Source organism: Pseudoalteromonas sp. SCSIO 43088 (genome assembly GCF_023650795.1).
In the GTDB taxonomy this organism is placed as follows: domain Bacteria; phylum Pseudomonadota; class Gammaproteobacteria; order Enterobacterales; family Alteromonadaceae; genus Pseudoalteromonas; species Pseudoalteromonas shioyasakiensis.
In genome coordinates, this window is sequence record NZ_CP072675.1 from 893,295 (window position 1) to 916,955 (window position 23,661).

Consider the following 23,661-nt stretch of genomic DNA (forward strand, 5'->3'; position numbering starts at 1 on the left):
GGGGTGCTAGGCCTGCCTAGTTCAACACCTTAGACAACATTATAACTTAATAAGAGAGATGACTATGCAATCGGTCGTAATCGTGCTGCTCGGAATAGTCGGTATGTTGTTCGGATGGTTCTTTTATTCGAAATTCATCGCCGAAAAAATATTTAAAATGGATGATAATTTTGTCACACCCGCTCATGAACTTGAGGATGGTGTGGATTATGTGCCAACTAACAAAGTTGTGTTATGGGGCCACCATTTCACCTCTGTTGCAGGTGCTGCGCCAATTGTTGGCCCTGCCATTGCCGTATATTGGGGCTGGGTGCCTGCGGTACTGTGGGTGGTATTTGGTACTATCTTTTTTGCTGGTGTTCACGACATGGGCGCTCTATGGGCCAGTGCGCGTAACAAAGGCAAATCAATGGGCGCTTTGTCTGAAAGCGTAATTGGTAAACGTACCCGTGCATTATTTATGATTGTGGTGTTCTTAGTACTATTGATGGTGAATGCGGTATTTGGTGTGGTGATTGCCAAATCATTTGTATCGCAACCTAACGCGGTATTCCCTGCTTGGTCAGCGATTGTTGTGGCCTTAGTTATTGGCCAGTTACTACGCCGTAAAGTGTCGTTAATTCCGCTTTGTTTAGTTGGTGTGGGAATTCTTTATTACACCATTTACCTTGGTAGTGGTATGCCAATTTCATTACCTGATGAAATGTTTGGTCTAAGTGCGAATGCGAACTGGATCATCATCTTATTTATCTATGCAGCCATTGCTTCATTATTGCCAGTATGGATGCTGTTACAGCCACGCGACTTCATCAATGGTATGCAGTTATTGGTTGGCTTAGTGCTTCTTTACGGTGCGGTGTTTGTGTCAATGCCAGATATCACAGCGCCTGCGTTTAATACGCAAACGGCGGTAGATACACCAAGTATTATTCCATTGCTATTTGTGACCATAGCCTGTGGTGCGGTATCGGGTTTCCACGGTATTGTGTCTTCAGGTACCAGCTCTAAGCAGTTGAACAAAGAAACTGATGGTCGCTTTGTGGGTTACTTAGGTGCGGTAGGTGAAGGTATGCTTGCGCTTATTACACTAGTTGCAGTAAGTGGTGTTGCACTTGCAGTATCACCTGAAGAATGGCACGAAATTTACAGTCACTTAGGCGCCGGTAGTGTGAGTGCCTTTATTAATGGTGGCGCAAACTTAATTGAAAGTGGCTGGGGTATCTCGCAAGAGGTGGCATCAACCTTACTTGCCGTAATGGTGGTCTTGTTTGCGGGGACTACCATGGACTCTGGCGTGCGCCTGCAGCGTTATATCATTCAAGAGTGGGGTGATATTTATAATATCAGCATCATTCGTAATGGTATTGTAGCTACACTCATTGCAGTACTTAGCTGTTTACTGCTTGCTTTTGGTGCTGGTGGCGCTGACGGTAGCGGCGGTATGATCATTTGGCCATTATTCGGTTCGACTAACCAAATCTTAGCCAGCTTAACCCTACTGGTTATCTCGGTAATGCTAATTAAAGCGAATCGCCCAGCTAAATACACGCTTATACCAATGAGTTTTGTATTAGTTATGGCGTTCTTTGCTGGGGTTATTAAACTGGGCGAGTACTATCAACAAGGTAACTGGTTACTGGTGACACTTGATTTGTTAGTACTGGTTGTGAGCGTACTGGTTATGCTTGAAGCTTGGTCTGTAATTGTTAAGCATCGTAAAGACTCAGCACACATTACAGAGCAGTAAACTTAGCTTGCCAGCCATATCGTAAGCTGTCTTACTTGGCTGGCAATAGCGCTCTAAATCAATGATAATAAGGTCCTATGTTTCTAACCGCAGGACCTTTTTTATGGCATACCCTCATGCAGTTGCAGCCCCGCAATTAGCGGATGCAAATCACGATGCATTGATTATTATCGGTGATGATTTTTCTTCTTTAGCAGATGCAAGCTTAAGCCAAGCTATTAGCGCTCAACAAGCTGTAGACGCACGTATTGGCAAACAAGTGACATTACTTGTTATTGATTCTAAACGCGTTATTTTAGCGCCTACAGGCCCTCTAAATCGTGATTATGATGATGTACGTCGTTACTTTGATGCAGCGAAGCAAGGTGTACTAGAGGCGAAAGCATCGGGTACCACTCAGCCTGCAATTTTACTTGCTAACGTAAATCAAGATAGCCGTTACAAGCATGCCCTTGAAGTGGCTTATTTAGGTGCTTGCCAAGCGCTTTGGCAACCACTTGAGGCACGTGAGTTCCACGGCCAAGCGATTGAACCAATTAGCCAAATTAGCCTAGTGGGTGCAGATGAGGCAATGAGCAAAGCGCTTAATGCTATTGCTGCGGGTCAATACGCTGCACGTGATTTATGTGGTACAGAACCTGAGCGTATGGCACCACCACGTTTTGCTGATTACTGCGTTGAGTTATTTGCGGGTAGCAAGGTGTCTGTTGAAGTGATTTCAGATATCAACACTATCGATAAAGATTACCCAATGATGAGCACCGTAGCGCGCGCATCTTACGCTGTTGAGCGTCATCACCCACGTGTTGTGAAACTAGAATACGTGCCTGAAGGCGACGTTGAGCGTACCTTAATGTTTGTTGGTAAAGGTTTAGTTTACGATACCGGTGGTGCAGACCTTAAAGTGGGTGGCTTTATGGCAGGTATGAGCCGCGATAAAGGCGGTGCAGCTTCTGTTGCTGGCTTTATGAAATCAGTGGCTGACTTTGCACCAAAAGGCGTTAAAGTGATTGCTTACTTGGCCGTAGTTCGTAACTCAATTGGTTCTGATTGTTTTGTTCCTGATGAAATCATTACCAGCCGTGAAGGTGTACGTGTACGTATCGGTAATACCGATGCTGAAGGCCGTTTAGCAATGGGTGACCTATTAAGCGAAATGAAAGATCGTGCTTTAAACGAAGTAAATCCAGAGCTATTTACTGTTGCAACACTAACAGGCCACGCAGCACGTGCGATGGGCCCTTACAGTGCGTATGTTGAAAATGGTCCAGCTCGCGCAGCGAAAATTTCGCGCCAAATTGCTGACTTAGGCGATTTATGGGCAGATGGCGCCGAAGTATCTCGTAGCCGTCGTGAAGATTATGACTTCATTCGTCCTCGCACTTTAGCTGACGATGTTTTATCAAGTAACAATGCTGCTTCTGCAGTGACAGCTCGTGGTCACCAGTTCCCAATGGCATTCTTAGCGATTGTTGGTGGTTTAGATAAACATGGTACTGAATCAGCGCAACCATTACCGTATGTTCATATGGACATCGCAGGTAGCGGCGTAGAAGGCGGTGATTGGCAACATGGTAAGCCTACCGCAGCAACAGTAAGCAGCTTATTCGCTCGTTATTGTTTATAAGCTAAAAGCTATAAGTTTTTAGTTTGAAAAGCCCCGCACAGCAGTGCGGGGCTTTTTTGTGGCGTTAATCGAGCTTGAAGCGGTTAACGACATCACTTAACGCTTGTGAGCTTTGCTTTAAGTTTTCACTGGCGGTCGAAAGCCCTTCGGTATTCGACAGTGATTGCTCAGTTGATTGTGAAAGCTCATTAATCCGTAAATTAACCTCATCTGCTGCGCTAGTTTGTTGCTCGGTAGCGCGGGCGATTTGGCTGTTCATATCTTTAATAATAGAGACAAGTCGCTCAATCTCACTCAGCGAGCTATTTGCTTCACCTGCTTGTGAAACCGTTTCAGTTGATAACTGTTGGCTTGCCGATACAGCATCAACAGCAGCTTGTGCGCCGGTTTGTAGTTTACTGATCATGGCTTGAATTTCGTCGGTACTTTTACCTGTACGGCTTGCTAATGTACGCACTTCGTCAGCCACTACGGCAAAGCCTCGCCCTTGTTCACCAGCACGAGCCGCTTCAATGGCTGCATTGAGTGCCAGTAAGTTGGTCTGCTCGGCAATGCTACGGATAACATCAAGTACTGAGCCTATGTTGTTACTCTCTGCAGCAAGATCCGCCGTTACCTTACTCACTTGTTCAATATTATGCGACAGGGTCTCAATGGCGGTGATGGTCTTGTTGAGAACCTGCTTGCCCGCTTCGGCATTTTGCGCCGCTTCATTGGCGGCATGTTCTGCTTGGTCGGCATTTTGACTAACATCGTGAATTTGATGAGTCATCTGTTCCATTGCGGTTGCAACTTGAGTCGAGCTGTCGTTCTGTAGCTCAATAAAAGAGTGATTTGTTTTACTCGCATCATCAACGCTATGGGCAAACTGATTTACTTGCTCTGCATTGTGGGCAACATGTTTGAGTGACTCACGCATTTTCGCGGTGTACAAGTTAAAGTAGCGCGATAGACGAGATACTTCATCATTACCATTTTCATCAAGCTTTTGGGTTAAATCGCCTTCCCCTTGCGAGATGTCTTTCATCATGTTTGCGGCAAGTTGGGTCGGGCGAAGAATGCTATTGGCAATTAGGTAGCTTAGCGCAACCAGTAGGGCAATGATCACTACCGCGGTAATAATCACATGGTTACGTAGCGAAGAGAATGCCTCTTCAATAGTATCAATATAGACACCAGAACCTACAATCCATTGCCATTTATCAAAGCCTTTTACGTAGGCAATTTTATCAACAGGCTTATCTTTACCTGGCTTTGGCCACTTGTAGGGAATAAAACCTTTACCTTGTTTTTTGACGATATTAACCATATCGACAAATAACAACACGCCATCTGGATCTTTACTGCCCGCTAGTGATTTACCATTTAATTCGGGCTTAAATGGGTGCATGACCATCACGGGTTGATAATCGTTGATCCAAAAGTAATTGCTGTTGTCGTAACGAAGTGCAGAAATTGTTTCGAGGGCTGCTTGTTTGGCTTGTTGCTCACTCAGCTTACCTTGCTCAAACAACTCATAATTATGCTCAATAATAGAGTAAGCAGACTCAACAAGGTTTTGGGTCTTAATGTATTGCTCTTGCTTTAGCGAGCTGTATTGCTGCGTTAAGCTCGAGACGCTCAAAAATATCAGCCCTATCACGACCACACTCACTAACATGGCGAGGCGCTGAAAAATTGTAAAACGGCGTAAATTCATGTGTATTCCTTCGTCATGCCCATAGGAGCAATGTATTAAGCGTAGCTAAAATAGGTCGAAAATCTAGTTAAATAGTAGAATACATTGAGACAAAAAAAAGGCTGATTTAACAATCAGCCTTTAGTCTAAGTCACCGAAATTAAACGTGATTACTCAACGTTAAAGTGTCGGTTGAAGAAACTTGTGATGGTTTGGTGTAAGTGCGTTTGTACGCTCTTGCCACGTAAACTGTGTTTTGAACCCGGGTAAGTCATCATTTCGAACTGCTTTTCTTGATCTTGCAGTTGTTTGAATAACTTTGTGGCGTGAGTGAATAACACGTTATCATCTGCCATACCGTGGTAAATCATCAGTGGGCCTTTTAAGCCTTCGGCATATGGGAAAACTGCACTTGCTTCGTAACCTTTCGCGTTAGTTGCAGGGTGACCTACATAACGCTCAGTGTAGTGAGTATCGTAAAGTGCCCAATCAGTTACTGGCGCACCAGAAACACCGGCTTTGAAGTAGTCGCCCGCTTTAAACATAGTCATAAGCGCCATGTAACCACCGTAGCTGTGGCCATAAATACCAATACGTTCAGGGTCAACGTAATCAAGGGTGCGTAAGAACTCGACACCTTTAATTTGGTCTGCCACTTCAGTAACACCTAAGTGCTTATAAATCACGTCTTCAAACTTTTTACCACGGTTGTATGAACCACGATTATCAAGTTGGAAAATAACATAGCCTTGTTGTGCCATGTACTGGAAGTATAAGTTTTTACTACGCCAGCTGTTCGTTACGCGCTGAGCATGAGGGCCGCCATACACGTTAACAATAACTGGGTGCTTTTTACCATCTTGGTAATTAGTTGGCTTGAATAAACGGTAATGCATGATTTGCCCGTCTTCAGCCGTTAACGTGCCGTATTCAGGCGTGGTCAAATCAGCTAGGTAAGGCGTTAATGGGTGTGACTTATCTAACTTGTTTTCTTCAAGCCAAGTGATAAATTCGCCATTAATTTTACGTAATGCTGCTGAGCCTGGCTTATTCACTGAAGAGCTGTTATCGATAAAGGTTTTGTTATCTTTAGCAATCACCACATTGTGGTAAGCACCTAGCTCTGTTACGCGCTTAATTTCGCCTTTTTTGAATAGCGGTACGCTGTAAAGGTGGCTCTCAAGTGCTGTATCTTTGCGACCTGCAAAATAAACGATGCCTTTTTTCTCATCGATACCTTTTAAGCTATCAACAACCCATTCACCTTGGGTGATTTGACGGATCATTTCACCATTTGTGCGGTATAAATAAAGGTGTTTAAAACCGTCGCGCTCAGATGCCCAAACGAAATGTTTTTTATCGTTTAAGAACTGCAAATCAAAGTGCAGGTTAATCCAAGTATCACTGGTTTCTGTTAGGGCAACCGTTTGTTTTTTAGTGTCGCTATTATAAAAACGTAACTCTAAGTTATGTTGCGAGCGGTCTTGCCACTGATAAGAAAGTGTTTTGTTATCTTTTAACCATTTTGCGCGAGCGATATAAATATCTTGCTCGTCGCCTAAATCAACCCAGTCAGTTTTTTGATTGTTGATGCTTACAACACCTAACTGAATTTTAACGTTGTCGGTACCTGTAAACGGGTAGCGTTGATTAAATAGCTTTACTTCATCCGCGTAAATCTCATTACGGATCGCTTCTTTTACTGGGCTTTCATCAACACGGGTATAAGCGATTTTAGACTCATCACCAGACCACCAGTAGCCAGTCATACGGCCCATTTCTTCTTGCGCAACAAATTCGGCCATACCGTTTTTAATAACGCCGCCACCATCTTTACTTAATTGGATTTCTTGACCCGTTTTTAAGTTAAGTGCATACAAGTTTTGCTCACGAATAAACGACACAAAGTGCCCTTTAGGTGAGAAGCGTGCATCGGTTTCAAATGCTTCTGTGTCGGTTAATTTGCGGCTTTTAGCTGAAGCAAGCTCATAATAGTAAAGGTCGCCATTAAGTGGGAATAAAAGCGCTTTACCATCTTTAGACCATTTATATTCTAAGATCCCTTTACCAAAAATACGCTGGCGCTCACGGCGTGCTTTTTCTTCGTCAGATAAGTTTTCTGGACCAGAAAATAGCGCAGCAGAGTCAACTAATAAGCGGTTTTTGTTATCTTTTAAGTTGTATTCCCATAAGTCGTAACGGTTGTAATCATCGGTTTTACCTTGCAGGTAAGTAACACGACTTCCGTCTGGAGAGAATTTAAGTTGTACAGGCGCTTTGCCTGCTAAGCTTGGATCGTCAAAAATACGCTCAAGAGTAAGAGGTTCAGCGGTCACACTGAATGCTGTTGCCACCACTGGCAAAGCAAGTGAGAGAGATTTAATTTTTTTTAGCACAGGAGTACCTTCGCTCGAATAAAAACTGCCACGATGGTAATGGTAAGCTTAGGCAACTGCAACAAAATGCTATAAAGTAGGGATTGTTTACCCAATATCAAAGGATTTATTGATGAAAAATACTGATACGTCGTTTTCTTTGGCCCCAGAACTACAACGCGACTGCATTGAGCTTGCTGATTGGCCATTGTGTAAAGTATTGCTGATGAATGATAGCCAATACCCTTGGTTTATTTTAGTGCCAAGAGTCGCTGGCGTTAAAGAGATAATCGACCTTTCTGAAGAGCTACAAATTACCTTATTACAAGAGTCGGGCAAACTGAGTAAATTATTACAACAGGTATTCAACCCAGACAAACTCAATGTAGCAGCACTAGGGAATATGGTACCGCAATTACATGTTCATCATATTGCGCGTTTTACAACTGATGCAGCTTGGCCAACACCAATCTGGGGGAAATTACCTGCAGTGCCTTATACAGACGAACAAATTGCCGTATTAAAAGCGCACTTTTAAACTGTTTGTTCTACTAAGATTGGACTAAGCTAAAATGGATGATGCGCGAAGGGGTACGGAATAAATGAAACACACAGTGTTTGCCGTGTTGCTTATTCTGAACTCTTTTTCTTGTTTAGCAAAAAGTTATTACTTTGTTGGTAGTCACTTTCCAGCGATTTTAGAGCAAGACCAACAAGGCACAGTGGTCGGCTTAGGTGCCGATATCGCACACGAAATTTGCAGGCGTTTAGGGCATGAGTTGGTTATAGATATCATGCCACTAAAACGCGCTCTAAAAATGGTAGAGCAAGGTCAGGCTGATGCCATTATCGGTCCTTACAAATCCCCTATGCGTCAGCAGTATATGCAATTTAGTGACTTGCCCTTTTACGAAGACCCAATTGTTTTATATACCAAAAAGAACAATGATGTGACCTGGGTTGGTAATTTTGCTAGTTTACGAAAAGATATTATTGGTACCATTCGAGGCTGGAACTATGGCCCTGAATTTAAACGTAATGAAACAAGTCTATCGCTATCTGAAGTGGGCAATGTGCGGGCTAGTTTTTTACAGCTGATGTATAACCGAGTTGACTTAATTCTCACCCACCCTCGGGCAGCAAAGCCTGTCATCGACAGTTTAGATATAGCAGATAAAGTGATTATGTTATCGCCGCCGGTGACGGTTAATCAGGGCTACTATGGCTTTAGTAAACAACGCGAACTCGATGAATTTATTGATGCTTTTAATGCCGAGTTTCAAAAAATGCTGATCAACGGGGATATTGTAGAACTAAACTCCAAATATGGTTTGAACTTCGTTGCACACTAGTCGTGATTTACTCGACTTCAGGCAATAAAAAACGCTGCAATTGCAGCGTTTTTTTATTAAAGGAGAATAAGGCTTAAAGACCTAATACTTCTTTACCTTGTTTGAAAGTAACATCAACAGGGATATTAGCTTGGCTTAGTTTTTCTAAGTCTTTAGCTAGTTCAGCTTTGATTTCGCCATGAGTTGCGATTAGCTGATCAACTTTTTGGTAATCACCGTCACCTTGAATAGTAAGGATTAGGTTAGATAGTTTCTCCATTGCTTGGCTCATTTTCTCCATGTTAACGCTGTATAAGCCGTCAGCATTTTTAGAGAATGCACCTTCTTCAGCGAAGAAGTTAAAGCGGATCATGTTCGCTTTACCGTGTGCGCTTGATGCACCAAAACGCACTGAGCGGAAGATACCAGCCATAAAAGTGATGTAGTAATCTTCTAATGTGCCCTCTGTGATCTCGCCTTTCTTAAGCAATTGTTCAACCATGTAAAGACCTAAGATATCCGCTTTACCTTCTTCAAGGGCACTTGCATGCTCTTGCAATGATTGGCGAACAGTTCCTTTACCAGTAATGGTGTTTTTAATACCTAAACCGTGTGCTACTTCGTGGAACATAGTGTTTGCGAAGAAAGCATCAAAGGTAATGTGTTTACGCTGCTCAGGAACAATTAGCTGCTCTGAAATTGGCACTAAGATTTTATCGAATTTAGCGCGCATTGCGTTTTTAAGCTGTAATCGACGTGTGCCTTTTTCCAGTTGTACTTGCTCATCATTTGGTAGGTTGATAGCAATTGTTTTACTACCTGCATTTGAGTGGCCTGCGTAATAAACAACATCGTAAGCATTTAGGTCAGCATCAGAGCCAGGGACTTCTTGCTTGTACTTTTCGTCTACAGGTAAACCTTTTTGTAGCTCAGGTAAGAAAGCGGCAAATTTAGCTAAACGCTCGCTCCATGCTAAATCTTTAATTAGTACATAAGATTCATACGCTGCACGATAACCAAATAATTGATCTTCATAGGTTTCGATAGGGCCAATAACCACGTCAATTGGGTTATTTTTCATATCCATCCATGCAAAATCAGATGGTTGGAAGTCATCACTTACTAGTGCGTCTGCGCGCATGCTTAGGTAGTTAGCAAATTCTTTATCATCAGCCAGTTTACTTGCTTCGCGTAATAAATTAGCTGCTTTTTCTAATTCTTGTGCATACTCAACTGAGTAAGCCACGCTATAAAGAAGACCTTTTTCATCGCGCTTGATCACCGAGTAAAGACCGGTTTTGTCATCAACGATTGCGTTGTTTAATTCTTCTTTTGTGATATCGCTTGGGTAAAATTCAGCGCCTAGTGGCTTTTCTTCATAACCAGATAAGAATACTTGGTCACCGTTTAAGCGATCCCAAGGGCCGTAGTTAATATCTGCAAATTTCTGAACTTTTTCATCATTAATTTTTGCTAAGAAAGCGTCTTTGCTCTCACCAAATGCTTGGCGCCAAAATAGCTCATCCATGATTTTTGAGGCATCGATTAACTTGCCAATCATTTGCTTCTGGTTATCGCTTAAGTGGCTTAGATCAGAAGTAAGCGTAAAGTCAGTGTAAATGTCTAAGCGGCTTTTCTCAGCATTGATAAGTTGTGGGTTGTTTTGTTCAGTAGTTTGCTTTGTTTGCTCTGCAGCAGGCTTAGTTTGAGAAGTGGTAGCTTGCTGGTCAGAACATGCACCAAGGAAAACAGCACCTGATAAGATAAGTGCTTGGCTAATTTTATTTAATGTCATTTTTTTGCCCGTTAAAAAAGTGAGAGTCATTGCTTAGAAAACAAAAAGTCTATGCATTAAAGCAAACCTGACATATATATGGCAAGTTTACAGCACTAGAAGCAATATTTATTTATGAGTTAAGAAGTTAAAAAATATAAAAAATAGATAATTTCTGTGAATTTCTTAACTTTAGCGCTAAGTTAGACAATACTAAAACTATAACTAATCTAATAATGTCAGTCATTAGTCTGTCTTTGTTTGGGCGGGCTAACCCAAGAGGATGGCACACATATGTCAACAGAAAATGCATTACTGACCATATTGGTCGACAGAATAAATAATGACACTTTAGTGTTACCTACCTTACCAGAAGTTGCAGTGAAGGTAAGGCAAGCCGCGGATAACCCCGAGGTAAACTTGATGGATATGGCAGATGTCATCTCTCATGATCCGGCATTATCAGCACGAATGATCAAAGTCGCCAACAGTGCATTTATGGGGCGCTCAGTTAAAGTTACAAATCTACACCAAGCTGTAACACGAATTGGCCTACGTCAAATTAAGAACATTGCAACTGCAATGGCAATGGAGCAGCTGTTTGTATCGCATAATGAGCTTATCAAAGGCTATATGGACAAGGCATGGCAAAAAACCCTTAAAGTAGCGTGCCACTCAATTACCTTAATGGATTTCTTCTTACGCAGAAATAAGCAAACCTCGCTTAATCGCGACACAATTACCTTAGCGGCATTAGTTTATAACATTGGCGTACTGCCCATTTTAACAGAAGCTGAAAAGCACCCTGAGGTGTTCGCAAACCCAAGCTTCCTTGCTCATGCCATTCAAAAGCTGGGTGGTAAAGTAGGTGGCGCAATTATGCGAGCTTGGGGCTTCACTGATGAGTTTGTAGAAGTAGCTGAAAGCTGGGCAAATCCAAACTATCGTCCAGAACATATTTGCTATGTTGACTTCATTCGTATTGGCGCGATTTTAGAAGGGATCTTACAGGTTTCTGATAAGTCTGCGGCATTGCAAACTTACATTGACAAAGGCGTGATTGAATCACTTGATATGTTCAGTGACGATGAATATAACGATATGCTTAACGAGGTAAAAGCTATTTTTACTGAATAACAGCAACAAAAAGCGCGACTAAGTCGCGCTTTTAATGTTAACCATTATCTGGGTTAATTTTATAAATCTTCTGCGTCACCTAAGCCTTGAGTTAGCTCTTCTAGCAGCTGTTTAATTTCTTCTGACGCTAATATAAAGTCAGCATCAAGTTTTACCGCCATATCTTCTTTTGGAATGTCGGCGTTTTCTTCTTTTAATGTTTCTGAGTAGCTTAAACGCTTAATTGAACCATCGTTTTGTAGCATGAACTTAACGCGTTCTTGCCAATCAAGAGCCAGCTTAGTTACGCGCTTACCATTTTCTAAGTGTGACTTTACTTCGTCGCACGATAAGTCATGGCCTTTTAATTTAACCTGTGCGCCACTGTCATCGGCTTCTTCAAGCTCTGCATCGTTACCGATAGAAAAGCCTTCAGGGGTGCTGAAATTAGTTAGCCAATCTGTTAAAAATACATCTAAATCGTAATTCGCAAATGCAGGTACGACAGGTAACGTGCCAAGTGATTTACGTAATAGGGCTAATAGCTCTTCTGCTTTATTAAAGCTTGCGCTGTTAACCACAACCCAGCCATTCTTTTGATCAATAAACGCAAACTGTAGGCTCGATTTTTTGAATGCTTGAGGCAGTAAAGTGTGCAGAATATTTTCTTTTAGTTCGTCTTTTTCTTTTTTCTTTACTGGACGGTTTTCTTCAGCTTCGATTTGCTCTACTTTCTCTGCAACCAATTCGTTGATAACGGCAGCTGGCAGTACTTTTTCTTCACGTTTAGCACATACTAAAATGCTGTCTTGAGAGAAATGAGATAGGGTTTGACCATGTTTACCAAAGGCTTTTGTCCAACCGAAAGTTGAAAGCTCTTGGCCTGTACATGAGCGGAACAAGTCTTGTTCTAGGGCTTTGTCGAAGTCTTCTTGAGAGTATGAAACGTCTTGTTTAAAACGGTAACAGATAAGGTTACTAAACCACATAATTAGGCTAATCCTTTCAATAAATTTGCCCAATCATAGCAATAAAAAACTGATGCCGAAATGAATCATTTCGGCATCAGCGTTAATTGCTTATGAGTTAAACATTGAAAGTGGCTTTGGCATATTTTTCGGAAAACTAATATGGTAGTGCAAGCCTTTACCGACTTCGCTTGATACCTCAATATCGCCACTCAGGGTCTGCTTAACAAGGTTAAAAGTAATATGTGTGCCTAAGCCACTGCCGCCTTGGTCGCGCTTGGTTGTAAAGAATGGGTCGAATAGCTTTTCTAACTGCTCTTTTGATACGCCATTACCATTGTCTTTAAAGTCGATAACGACTTCGTCATCTTCTTCTTTGATAACAATATCAATGATGCCACTTTCAATTCCTTCGAAACCATGAATGAGTGAGTTCATAATCAAGTTTGTGAAAATTTGACTAATCGCACCCGCAGGCAGGTTAAGTGTTAAATCATCAGGGCAATCTAAATTAATATGATGCGATGTTTTCTTAAGTTTTGGATGAAGTGAGCGGATCACTTCACCTAAATACTCTTTAAAGTTAATGGTACGTACCGCTTCACTGGCTTGGTCCACTGCAATTTGCTTAAAGCTAGCAACCAGCTCAGAAGCTCGGTCTAGGTTACTAGTGAGTAGGCTAGTACTTTGCTTGGCGTCATTAATAAACTCTTCAAGCGCTTTTGGCGATAGGGTTTTTTCTTTATATGCCGCTTCAATTTGGTCCAAGCGTTCTTGTAAAAATGACGTTGCGGTAACACCAATACCAATAGGTGTATTAACATCATGAGTAATACCCGCCACTAAGCCACCTAATGCTGCCATTTTTTCTGAGCCAACTAAGCGTTCTTGCGCCATATTTAGTTCATCAAGGTAGCGTTGTAATTCAGTTTGCTTGGTAATGAGCTCTTGTTCAGTTTGTTTACGTAAATCAATTTCTTCAGTTAGTGTCAGCTTTTGTTTTTCAAGCTCGTATTTTTGTTGCTGCAAGTCCATCATCGCTTGGCTTAGGTTTGATGTTTTACGCGCTACTTCTTGCTCTAACTGTAAGTTATGTTGGTCGAGCTTTTCGTTGCTTATTAAAAGCTCTTTTTGCGTATGTTCGAGCTCTTCACGGTAAAGTACTACCTTATCTATTAAGCGGTTGAAAGACTCTTCCATTACTTTTAATTCGTTGTGCTCAACAGTTTTGATCTCGATATGGCGGCCTTCAAGGTCATTTAGTTCAAGATCTTCAATTTGTTCTGTGAATTGTGCCAATGGCTCGGTTAAGCGCTTTCTAAATGCAAGTAAGAAAAGAATGATCAAAAAGGTGGTTTTGATCATTGCATTACCAATTAAAAAGTAGATAGAAATCATGATGCGGCTAAATACCACTTCACGACTTGAGAACAGGGTTACATCACCTACTTGGGTTGTTTTACCCGAAAATTCAAAAATGAGTGGGAATGTGTAACCGAATAAGCCTGATGGCGTATCTTCGATAATCGCTTCTTCTTGCACTAACTGTTGACTGTATAGCTCGTGAATATCTAACGAACGACCTAACTGAGAGAGTACCTCGCCGCTATCATCACGCACAATAATACCCTCGATCATAGGGATTGCCAGTAAGCCCTCAGCCGTGGTGATGGTTTGTTTATCGTTCAGTTCCCAAATAGCGCGGGTTAAACTACGGCTAAATGTTTTTTGTAAAGTCGTTAACTCGTCGCGAATATAATCTTTGGTATTAACGTACTCAGCAATAACTTGTCCACAGGTCACTACAAAAGTAAGTAAAAAGTAGACTGAGAGTACATTTGTTAATAATTCTTTGGACAGGCTTTTTTGTAGCATGGAATATCCATAGCTCCTTGGTGACAATTGTAATACATTCAGCTAGTTCTAAAGTTAGCTAATAAATGGTTAAAAAGAAATAAATATATCCTTTTTTACTGGAACATTTATAAATTGTTAGTAAATTTTGAAAAAACTTGCCCTTACTGCGCTTGAAAAAGTGTGTTATAAATTTATTCCATCTTTAATTTAGCCTTTTTTGATGTTGTATTTGCTACAGCGAAGATTTTTATTTCATGAATAATCCTAATTTTTCAGTACTGGTCTGTGATGATTCAAATATTGCCCGAAAGCAGGTAGTACGCTGTTTAGGGGATTGCTTGGATGCAGATGTTCAACAAGCCACAAATGGCCGTGAAGCTCTAGCCTTATTACGCGAGCAAAACTTTGATCTATTGTGCTTAGATTTAACCATGCCAGAATTGGATGGTGTTGCAGTGCTCGAAACGATCAAAGCAGAGAAAATTGAGTGCTTTGTTATAGTGATTTCGGCTGATATTCAGGCTGAAATGAAACAAAGAGTAGTAAAATTGGGTGCTATTGACTTCATTGATAAACCGATAGATCTTGTGCGACTAAAAGCAACTTTGCATAAATTTGGTATTCACTAATCTTTTATATAACACAAACGCATAATTTATCTTTTCTTTAAGGGTTGACAGGCTGGCTATATTTAAGGCAGTCTACAGGCTATGAAAACATTTAATCACGCAACGACCATTATTATTACAACCATCATCCTTACGGGATAGTGGCATAGGTCGGTGCAACAAAATTATAGGCCTGTGTTCACTAGAACACAGGCCTTTTTCGTTTATGGAATGAGGAAACATAAATAATGCGAGTATTAAAATTTGGTGGGTCGTCCTTGGCCGACTACGCATGTTTGCAACAGGTAGCTCAGTTAGTCAAAGAAGAATTACGCGATGAAATGCTGTTAGTACTGTCAGCACCGGGTGGTATGACAGATTCATTAGTAGCATTAGCAAGCGCTGCAGAGCATGGACAAGATTTTAGTGAGTTATGGCAAGCATTGGTTGCGCGCTGTGAACAACTAAAAGCTGCTGTTGAAGCTGACTTTGGTCAGGTAGCAAGTTGGCCTGATTTGAGCGAACTTAAGAATAAACTAGATGGTGTTGCACTTTTAAAGTGCTGCCCAGACCAAGTACGTGCTTATGCAATCAGTTTTGGTGAGCGCGTAAGTGTAGCCTTAATGGAGTGTATGCTTAAAGAAAGTAATGCTCGTTATTTAGAAGCGACAGATTGCATAGCTTCAGTGGGGGGCTTCATTGATGCTGAAGCTGACTTGGCTGCAAGTAAGTTACGTTTTCAAGCAGCATTAAAAGCGGCACCGAGCACTATTTATATCATGCCGGGTTTTACTGCTGCCAATGAGCAAGGTGAGCTAACAACACTTGGTCGCAATGGTTCCGATTACTCAGCAGCTATTGCGGCAGCATGCCTAGAAGCTGAAGTATGCCAAATCTGGACTGATGTTGACGGTGTTTACAATGCAGACCCGCGTTATATCAAAAAAGCATCTAAGGTTGATTCGTTATCTTATAAAGAAGCAATGGAGCTGTCTTACTTTGGTGCGAAAGTATTGCACCCGAAAACGATTTTACCTTGTGCCAAAGCGGGTGTGCCGTGCGAGATCAAAAATACTCATAACCCACGTGCAGAAGGTTCTGTGATCAGTAACGACAGTGTGTCGAACGATCCAGTTAAAGCATTATCAAGTTTACAAAACCTCGCTATGTTAACGGTGTCTGGCCCAGGTATGAAAGGCAAAGTTGGCATGGCGTCAAAAGTATTTAATGCACTGGCGCACGACAATGTTTCAATTGTACTAATCACTCAATCTTCGTGTGAATTTAGCATCAGTTTCTGTGTGCATGAGAGTGACCTATCTCTTGCTTTAGAAGCATTACAAACTGCTTTCGAATTAGAATCACAAGCAGGTTTAATCGAACCAGTACAAGTACAGCGTAACCTTGCGATTGTTACTCTAGTTGGTGATAACATGCGTGCGCACAAAGGCTTAGCAGCTAAGTTCTTTGCTTCATTAGCTCAAGCGCAGGTTAATATTGTTGCTATTGCACAAGATTCGACTGAAAGCGCCATTTCAGCGGTTATCGACGGTGAACTATGCAACGACGCAGTAAAAGTGTGCCATGAGAACTTCTTTACTCACATTCCTTCAATCGATGTGTTTTTACTTGGCTGTGGCTTAGTTGGCCAAGAGCTTATTCAGCAGTTAGAGCGTCAACAAGCATGGCTTGAAAAACGTAACATCAAGCTGAACTTGTACGGTGTTGCTAACTCAAGACAGCTTTATCTAGATAGCGAAGGCATCGCTTTTGATGGCTGGCAAGACAAACTAGCCGAGTCAGAACAAGCATTTGATTTAAATCTGGTTGAGCAATTTGTTAAACAAAACCATTTAATTAACCCTGTGATCGTAGATTGTAGCTCAGCAGATAAGCTTGCTGCGCAATATGTTGATTTCTTGAATGCCGGTTTCCATGTGGTTGCGGCAAACAAAAAAGCCAATACTAGCTCGTATGCTTACTACCAAGATTTAGTAGCAGCAACACAAAAGAATAACCGTAAGTTTTTATACGAAACAAACGTAGGTGCAGGCTTACCAGTACTTGATAACTTGAAATCACTATTTGGTGCCGGTGATGAGCTTATTAAGTTCAGCGGTATCTTGTCGGGTTCATTATCGTATATGTTTGGTGCGCTACAAGATGGTTTATCTCTTAGCGAAGCAACGTTAAAAGCAAAAGAAAGTGGTTTTACAGAGCCAGATCCACGTGATGATTTATCAGGCACTGATGTTGCTCGAAAACTACTAATCATTGCTCGTGAATCGGGTCTTGAGTTAGAACTAAGCGATATTGAAGTTGAATCAGTTTTACCAAAAGGATTTGCAGAAGATGATTCTGTAGCAGATTTCATGGCAAAACTACCATCACTTGATGCACAGTTTAACGACCGCATTCAAAGTGCTGCAAGTGAAGGTAAAGTACTTCGTTATGTGGGCACTATTGAAAACGGTCAATGTAAAGTAGGTATTGAAGCCGTAGATAGTAGCCATGCTCTTTACGATATCCGTGACGGTGAAAATGCATTGGCAATCTTAAGTCAATATTATCAACCACGTCCGTTTGTGATTCGTGGTTATGGCGCCGGTGCTGAAGTAACGGCAGCAGGCGTATTTGCTGATATCTTAAAAACATTAACACGTTAGGAGCTGGTCATGATCCGTGTATATGCACCCGCTTCAATCGGGAATTTTGCTGTCGGCTTTGATGCACTAGGTGCTGCGCTGGCACCTATCGATGGCACTTTATTAGGCGATGTTGTAGAGGTGAGTGCCGCTGAGCAAGATACTTTTGTCTGCTCAGGCGACTATGCCCATAAACTACCTGCAAATGCTGAAGAAAACTTGGCTTATCAATGTTTAATTCACTTTAAAGAGCACGTTGCACCGGCTATGCCAGCGGTAAAACTTGAGCTTAAAAAGAACCTACCAATTGGCTCAGGTTTAGGTTCAAGTGCTTGTTCTGTAGTGGCAGCGTTTGCTGCCCTTGATAAATTTGCCGAAACCAAATTATCTCAAGAGCAACTTATCGAGTTGATGGCTGATTTTGAAGCCATTGTTAGTGGCGGCCGTCATTACGATAACATCACACCGTGTTATTTAGGTGGTTTGCAATTAACGGGTGAACTCATTCCGAACAAGTCAATTTCGTTACCCGTTGATAATCAATGGTATTACGTAGCGGCTTTTCCAGGTTTTTCACTGAATACTGCAAAAGCGCGTTCGGTATTGCCAACGCAATTATCAATGCACGACAGTGTTGAGTTTGCACAGCGACTGTCTGCATTTAGCAGCTTATTGCTAACAGGTCGTTTTGATGCTGCGTTATCAATTATGACAGATGAAATCGCTGAGCCACATCGCGCACCATTAATCCAAGGTTTTGCGGAAGCTAAAAGTGCTTTACCAGAGCTTGGTGCAGAGATTGTCAGTATTTCTGGTGCGGGCCCAACATTATTTACCGTGTGTAAGAGTCTTGAAGCTGCTCAAAAGTGTGCAGCTTGGCTGAATGATAATTACGTAAATGAACAAGGTTTCAGCCACATCTGTAAACTTGATCAGCTTGGCACACGACAGCTTTAAAGAATTTAAGGAATAAACATGCAATTACATAATTTAAAAGATGAAGCACAACAGGTGTCGTTTGTTGAAGCGGTAAAAACGGGGTTAGGACGTAACCAAGGGGTATTCTTCCCAGAAAGCCTTTCGCCAATTCAAGACATTGATGCGTTACTTGATTTAGACTTTGTTAGTCGTAGCAGCAAGATTTTATCGCACCTAATTGGCGATGAACTACCTGCCGATACCGTTGCACAGATGGTACAAAATGCTTTTAACTTTGATGTGAAACTGGTTGAAGTAGAAAAAGACATTTATTGCTTAGAGCTATTTCATGGTCCAACGCTTGCGTTTAAAGACTTTGGTGGCCGTTTTATGGCTGAGTGTCTTGCACAATTTAACCAAGGCGAAAAAGTAACAATTTTAACTGCAACATCGGGCGACACGGGGGCTGCGGTTGCCCATGCATTTTATAATAAGCCAAATATCGATGTCGTGATTTTATACCCGAAAGGTAAAATTTCACTAGCGCAGCAAAAGCTATTTACAACATTAGGCAATAACATTCACTGCTATGCTGTTGATGGTAGCTTTGATGATTGCCAAAGCATGGTAAAGCAAGCTTTCTTAGACGATGAAGTTAAACAAAAGCTAGGTCTAAATTCTGCTAATTCAATCAACATCAGTCGTTTAGTTGCACAGGTTTGCTATTACTTTGAAGCCATTGCTCAATTACCTAAAGAGCAGCGAAGTAAAGCGCATATCTCAGTACCAAGTGGTAACTTTGGTAATGTGTGCGCTGCGATGATCGGTGCTGTGCTTGGTATGCCAGTAGCGAAACTAAGTGCTACAACTAACCAAAACGACACTGTGCCACGTTTCTTACAAAGCAAAGAGTGGGCACCGAATGACACGCTTGAATCGTTATCGAACGCTATGGATGTGAGTAAACCGAATAACTGGCCACGTGTTCAGTTTATGTTGGATAACAAATGGTTTAGCTATGATGATTTTTATTCAAGCTGTGTTGGCGAAGAAGAAACAAAAGAGGTGATGAAAAAAATTCATCAAACGGGTTACATCGCAGAGCCTCATACTGCAATTGCTTATCAAGGCTTGAAAGAAAATCTAGCAGATGGCAGTGCAGGTATCTTTTTAGCGACTGCACACCCAGCAAAATTTAAAGACAGTGTAGAAGAAATTTTAGACATCGAACTACCTATGCCGAAACCACTTGCTGATGCGCTAGCAAATGAGTGTTTGGCTGAAGATATTAACTTTGATTATCAATTGCTTCGAACTGAGCTGTTAAATAAATTAGCATAACCTTGATTATAGAGCGGCTAAGCCGCTCTTTTTTATGCAGTCTTTTAATAAAGCACTCAATGAAGTAACGAATGGCTATGACGGTTTAAAATCCGCATGCTTAGAATGACCCCTGCCGAGATACACAGCAAAATACTGATCACCGAAACGAGTTCATTTTGCGTCCATTGCATCAAGGTGAATGCCGAAATAAAAATGATAAAAGGTTTAAATTCATAGTAATAGCGACGTTTTCTTTGCTTGACTCGCTGGCTTGAATGATCGGTTCTTCTGGCTTCAGAACGCATCCGCCAAATGTTAGCACCTAATAAAAATAAGATTACACCGATTAATGTAGGCACATAATTATTGGCTAATGTGATACAACTGATGCCGAGAAAAAAGTATCCGTAGGGGACTAATTCGTATATTGGTTTAGCTAACATGTACTTATACCATCCTTGATATTGACCAGTCTTATAAGCTTAGTTTGCCCTAATAAAAACGCAATTTAACAGAGCGATTTTTGTTTAAGTAACATTTTAAATATCTATGAAATATTTTAAATTTATAAATTTTTGTTATGTATCAATAAAAAAATATCATTATTAAAACACTGTGAAATAAATTCAATCCCTGTTTAAATATGTTCATCTTTACAAGATAGGCAAAAGTGCGTTTTAAGCGTACAATACAGCCTTTAAAAAACACCATACACGTTGCCTTAGGAGACCCCATGTTAGAACGTAGCATGAATATTTCGGATTTCGATCCAGAGTTATTTGCAGCCATCAATAAAGAGACGGCTCGTCAAGAAGAGCACATCGAACTGATCGCGTCTGAAAACTACTGTAGCCCACGCGTACTTGAAGCGCAGGGTTCTCAGCTTACCAACAAATATGCTGAAGGTTACCCAGGCAAACGTTACTATGGCGGTTGTGAGCATGTTGACGTTGTTGAGCAATTAGCAATTGACCGTGCAAACGAATTATTCGGCACAGATTACGCTAACGTTCAACCACATGCGGGTTCACAAGCAAACGCAGCTGTTTTCCAAGCTCTTCTTCAGCCGCACGATACAGTACTAGGTATGAGCTTAGCTCATGGTGGTCACTTAACTCACGGCTCACACGTTAACTTTTCAGGTAAAACGTACAATGCAATTCAATACGGCCTAAACGACGAAACAGGCGAAATTGATTACGCTCAAGTTGAAGCACTTGCATTAGAGCACAATCCAAAAATGATCATCGCTGGTTTCTCTGCATACTCAGGCGTTGTTGACTGGGCTAAATTCCGTGAAATCGCTGATAAAGTAGGTGCATACTTATTCGTAGATATGGCTCACGTTGCTGGTCTTATCGCGGCTGGTGTATACCCAAGCCCAATCCCTCACGCACACGTTGTTACAACAACAACTCACAAAACATTAGCAGGTCCTCGTGGCGGTCTAATCGTTTCTGCATGTGGTGATGAAGAGATCTACAAAAAGCTAAACAGCGCTGTTTTCCCTGGCGGTCAAGGTGGTCCTTTATGTCACATCATCGCTGCTAAAGCGGTTGCTTTCAAAGAAGCATTACAACCAGAATTCAAAGCGTACCAAGCGCAAGTTGTTAAGAACGCACAAGCAATGGTTGAAGTACTGCAAGAGCGTGGCTATAAAGTTGTTTCTGGTAAAACAGACAACCACTTATTCCTTCTTGACCTAATCGATAAAGATATCACAGGTAAAGATGCTGACGCTGCACTAGGTAACGCAAACATCACTGTAAACAAAAACTCAGTACCAAACGACCCACGTTCACCGTTTGTAACGTCTGGTCTTCGTATTGGTTCTCCGGCTATTACTCGCCGTGGTTTCAAAGAAGCTGAGTCAAAAGAGCTTGCAGGCTGGATCTGTGACGTACTAGACAACATCAACGATGAGTCTGTACAAGCAGAAGTAAAAGAGAAAGTTAAAGCTATCTGTAAAAAATTACCAGTTTACGCTTAATTACTAGTTAAACCGTAATTAAGATAACAATAGCGTTGTTTTTTGCTATTATAAAGGCCGCTTACTAAGCGGCCTTTTTTTGTTTTTTATAAACGGAAGTTGAACCCTATGCATTGCCCTTTTTGCACCGCAAAAGATACTAAAGTAATTGATTCTCGACTAGTTGGCGGTGGTCACCAAGTGAGACGTCGACGTGAATGTAACGAATGCCATGAGCGCTTTACCACCTTTGAGGGCGCTGAACTTGTGATGCCAAGAGTCATCAAGCAAGACGGTAGCCGTGAACCATTCAATGAAGACAAGTTACTGAATGGCTTGCATCGCGCTTTAGAGAAACGCCCAGTGAGCACTGAGCAGGTCGACGAAGTCGTTAACATCATTAAATCTCAACTTCGTGCTACGGGTGAGCGTGAAATCTCTAGCCATTTAATTGGCGAATGCATCATGGAGTCACTAAAGAAACTCGACAAAGTAGCCTATGTGCGCTTTGCATCGGTTTATCGTTCATTTGAAGATATTCGCGAGTTTGGTGAAGAGATCGCTCGTTTAGGTGATTAATCATGTCGTTTACAGAGCTTGATACTGCTTATATGGCGCGTGCCATTGAGCTTGCTAAACAAGGTCGTTTTACTACGACGCCAAACCCGAATGTTGGCTGTGTTTTGGTTAAAGATGGCGAAATAGTCGGTGAAGGGTTTCATCAATTAGCAGGGCAGGGCCATGCTGAAGTGAATGCCTTGGCTGTAGCTGGCGACAACGCGAAAGGCGCCACTGCATATGTGACTTTAGAGCCTTGTAGTCATTATGGGCGCACTCCACCTTGTGCCGAAGGTTTAAAAGCAGCAGGTGTAAGTAAGGTCATTGCAGCTATGGTTGACCCAAACCCTGCGGTGAGTGGTCGCGGCCTACAAATTTTAGCCGACGCCGGTATTAGCGTTGCATCTGGTTTACTTGAACAACAAGCGCGCGATTTAAATAAAGGTTTTTTAAAGCGTATGGAATCTGGATTGCCATATGTGACTTGTAAAATGGCATGTAGTTTAGATGGTAAAACTGCGCTAAATAACGGCCGAAGTAAATGGATAACAGGCCCTAAGGCGCGCCAAGATGTGCAAGCATTTCGTGCGCAAAGCTGTGCTATCTTAACCGGTGCAGACACCGTTATTACTGATAATGCCAAACTTAATGTCCGTGTTGATGAGTTGCCATTTACCATGCCAACCTCGTTGCCTTTGCGCCAACCAACCCGGATCATTATTGACTCACAAAACAGGTTAACGCCTGAACTTGCGTTATTCAGCATCGAGAGCCCGGTGATAATTTTTACCACTTCGCTTGATAATCACACCAAGTGGCCTCACTTTGTAAAACACGAAGTAGTGCCAGCAATTAACAATAAAGTTGATTTATCGGCGGTTTTAAAGCGTCTTGCTGAACTACAATTTAATCATATTTGGCTCGAAGCGGGTGCAACCCTTGCTGGGGTGTTCGCAGAGCAAGATTTAATTGACGAATACATTGTTTATATTGCCCCTAAGTTAATAGGTGATATGGGCAAAAGCTTACTAAACTTTGCAGAAGTCACCATGATGAGTGATATCACTGAACTGACCTTTACTGATACAGTGATGATTGGCGATGATATTCGCTTAACAGCGATAAAAGCAAAGCAAGCCACAGACATTGAAAATAAAGAGTAGCACT

At 41.7% G+C, this 23,661-nt stretch carries 18 protein-coding genes; 12 read left to right on the forward strand and 6 right to left on the reverse strand.

The annotated features are described in order from the left end of the window. Positions 1-64 precede the first annotated feature (64 nt). Both J8Z28_RS04105 and J8Z28_RS04110 read left to right on the forward strand, forming a co-directional pair. Positions 65-1,747, forward strand: coding sequence for a carbon starvation CstA family protein (locus J8Z28_RS04105; protein WP_054552592.1), 1,683 nt, complete (start codon positions 65-67; stop codon positions 1,745-1,747). A 103-nt stretch (positions 1,748-1,850) separates the two neighbouring features. Then, entirely contained in the window at positions 1,851-3,374 is a 1,524-nt protein-coding gene (locus tag J8Z28_RS04110; protein ID WP_250659960.1) for a M17 family metallopeptidase, read from the forward strand. A 64-nt stretch (positions 3,375-3,438) separates the two neighbouring features. On the opposite strand, the gene J8Z28_RS04115 is transcribed toward J8Z28_RS04110, so the two are convergent. Further along, complete coding sequence (locus J8Z28_RS04115) at positions 3,439-5,073, reverse strand: methyl-accepting chemotaxis protein (protein WP_054562676.1); 1,635 nt, start codon at positions 5,071-5,073, stop codon at positions 3,439-3,441. Between the two features lie 149 nt (positions 5,074-5,222). Continuing rightward, the gene (locus tag J8Z28_RS04120) at positions 5,223-7,448 is read right to left on the reverse strand and encodes a S9 family peptidase (protein ID WP_250659961.1); all 2,226 of its coding nucleotides are present in this window, start codon (positions 7,446-7,448) and stop codon (positions 5,223-5,225) included. Between the two features lie 112 nt (positions 7,449-7,560). Here J8Z28_RS04120 and J8Z28_RS04125 point away from each other — a divergent pair, with 112 nt between their 5' ends. Together J8Z28_RS04125 and J8Z28_RS04130 are read left to right on the forward strand one after the other, a co-directional pair. After that, the gene (locus J8Z28_RS04125; protein ID WP_250659962.1) at positions 7,561-7,965 is read left to right on the forward strand and encodes an HIT domain-containing protein; all 405 of its coding nucleotides are present in this window, start codon (positions 7,561-7,563) and stop codon (positions 7,963-7,965) included. 64 nt (positions 7,966-8,029) lie between these two features. Further along, entirely contained in the window at positions 8,030-8,779 is a 750-nt protein-coding gene (locus J8Z28_RS04130; RefSeq protein ID WP_250659963.1) for a substrate-binding periplasmic protein, read from the forward strand. Positions 8,780-8,852: 73 nt separating this feature from the next. On the opposite strand, the gene J8Z28_RS04135 is transcribed toward J8Z28_RS04130, so the two are convergent. Beyond that, the gene (locus tag J8Z28_RS04135; protein WP_054562672.1) at positions 8,853-10,553 is read right to left on the reverse strand and encodes a dipeptidyl-peptidase 3 family protein; all 1,701 of its coding nucleotides are present in this window, start codon (positions 10,551-10,553) and stop codon (positions 8,853-8,855) included. A gap of 273 nt (positions 10,554-10,826) precedes the next feature. On the opposite strand from J8Z28_RS04135, the gene J8Z28_RS04140 reads away from it, so the two are divergent. Next, positions 10,827-11,669 (forward strand): HDOD domain-containing protein, encoded by an 843-nt coding sequence (locus J8Z28_RS04140; protein WP_054562671.1) that lies wholly within the window; start codon positions 10,827-10,829, stop codon positions 11,667-11,669. A 59-nt stretch (positions 11,670-11,728) separates the two neighbouring features. Here J8Z28_RS04140 and rdgC read toward each other — a convergent pair whose 3' ends face one another. Continuing rightward, positions 11,729-12,637, reverse strand: a complete 909-nt coding sequence (gene rdgC, locus J8Z28_RS04145; RefSeq protein WP_054552583.1) for a recombination-associated protein RdgC — start codon at positions 12,635-12,637, stop codon at positions 11,729-11,731. Positions 12,638-12,727: 90 nt separating this feature from the next. Continuing rightward, positions 12,728-14,491 carry a sensor histidine kinase gene (locus J8Z28_RS04150; protein WP_054562670.1) on the reverse strand — a complete coding sequence of 588 codons (1,764 nt, stop codon included), beginning with the start codon at positions 14,489-14,491 and terminating at the stop codon, positions 12,728-12,730. A gap of 236 nt (positions 14,492-14,727) precedes the next feature. Here J8Z28_RS04150 and J8Z28_RS04155 point away from each other — a divergent pair, with 236 nt between their 5' ends. The 4 genes from J8Z28_RS04155 (at position 14,728) to thrC (ending at position 19,985) form a co-directional block, all read left to right on the forward strand. Then, on the forward strand, positions 14,728-15,102 hold the full coding sequence (locus tag J8Z28_RS04155) for a response regulator (RefSeq protein ID WP_054562669.1): 375 nt from the start codon (positions 14,728-14,730) through the stop codon (positions 15,100-15,102). A 227-nt stretch (positions 15,103-15,329) separates the two neighbouring features. Further along, positions 15,330-17,747, forward strand: a complete 2,418-nt coding sequence (gene thrA / locus J8Z28_RS04160; protein WP_250659964.1) for a bifunctional aspartate kinase/homoserine dehydrogenase I — start codon at positions 15,330-15,332, stop codon at positions 17,745-17,747. A 9-nt stretch (positions 17,748-17,756) separates the two neighbouring features. Further along, positions 17,757-18,683 (forward strand): homoserine kinase, encoded by a 927-nt coding sequence (gene thrB, locus J8Z28_RS04165; RefSeq protein ID WP_055021996.1) that lies wholly within the window; start codon positions 17,757-17,759, stop codon positions 18,681-18,683. A gap of 18 nt (positions 18,684-18,701) precedes the next feature. Next, positions 18,702-19,985, forward strand: a complete 1,284-nt coding sequence (thrC, locus tag J8Z28_RS04170; protein ID WP_055021995.1) for a threonine synthase — start codon at positions 18,702-18,704, stop codon at positions 19,983-19,985. Between the two features lie 56 nt (positions 19,986-20,041). Here the strand turns inward: thrC and J8Z28_RS04175 are convergent, their stop codons facing one another. Continuing rightward, positions 20,042-20,410, reverse strand: coding sequence for a hypothetical protein (locus tag J8Z28_RS04175; RefSeq protein WP_130166844.1), 369 nt, complete (start codon positions 20,408-20,410; stop codon positions 20,042-20,044). Positions 20,411-20,700: 290 nt separating this feature from the next. On the opposite strand from J8Z28_RS04175, the gene glyA reads away from it, so the two are divergent. The 3 genes from glyA (at position 20,701) to ribD (ending at position 23,657) form a co-directional block, all read left to right on the forward strand. Next, a complete protein-coding gene (glyA, locus tag J8Z28_RS04180) occupies positions 20,701-21,957 on the forward strand; it encodes a serine hydroxymethyltransferase (protein ID WP_250659965.1) in 1,257 nt (418 codons plus the stop codon). 108 nt (positions 21,958-22,065) lie between these two features. Next, positions 22,066-22,515: a transcriptional regulator NrdR gene (gene nrdR / locus J8Z28_RS04185; RefSeq protein WP_054552576.1), complete on the forward strand. Its 450-nt coding sequence runs from the start codon at positions 22,066-22,068 to the stop codon at positions 22,513-22,515. Positions 22,516-22,517: 2 nt separating this feature from the next. Continuing rightward, complete coding sequence (ribD, locus tag J8Z28_RS04190; RefSeq protein WP_250659966.1) at positions 22,518-23,657, forward strand: bifunctional diaminohydroxyphosphoribosylaminopyrimidine deaminase/5-amino-6-(5-phosphoribosylamino)uracil reductase RibD; 1,140 nt, start codon at positions 22,518-22,520, stop codon at positions 23,655-23,657. Positions 23,658-23,661: the final 4 nt, after the last annotated feature.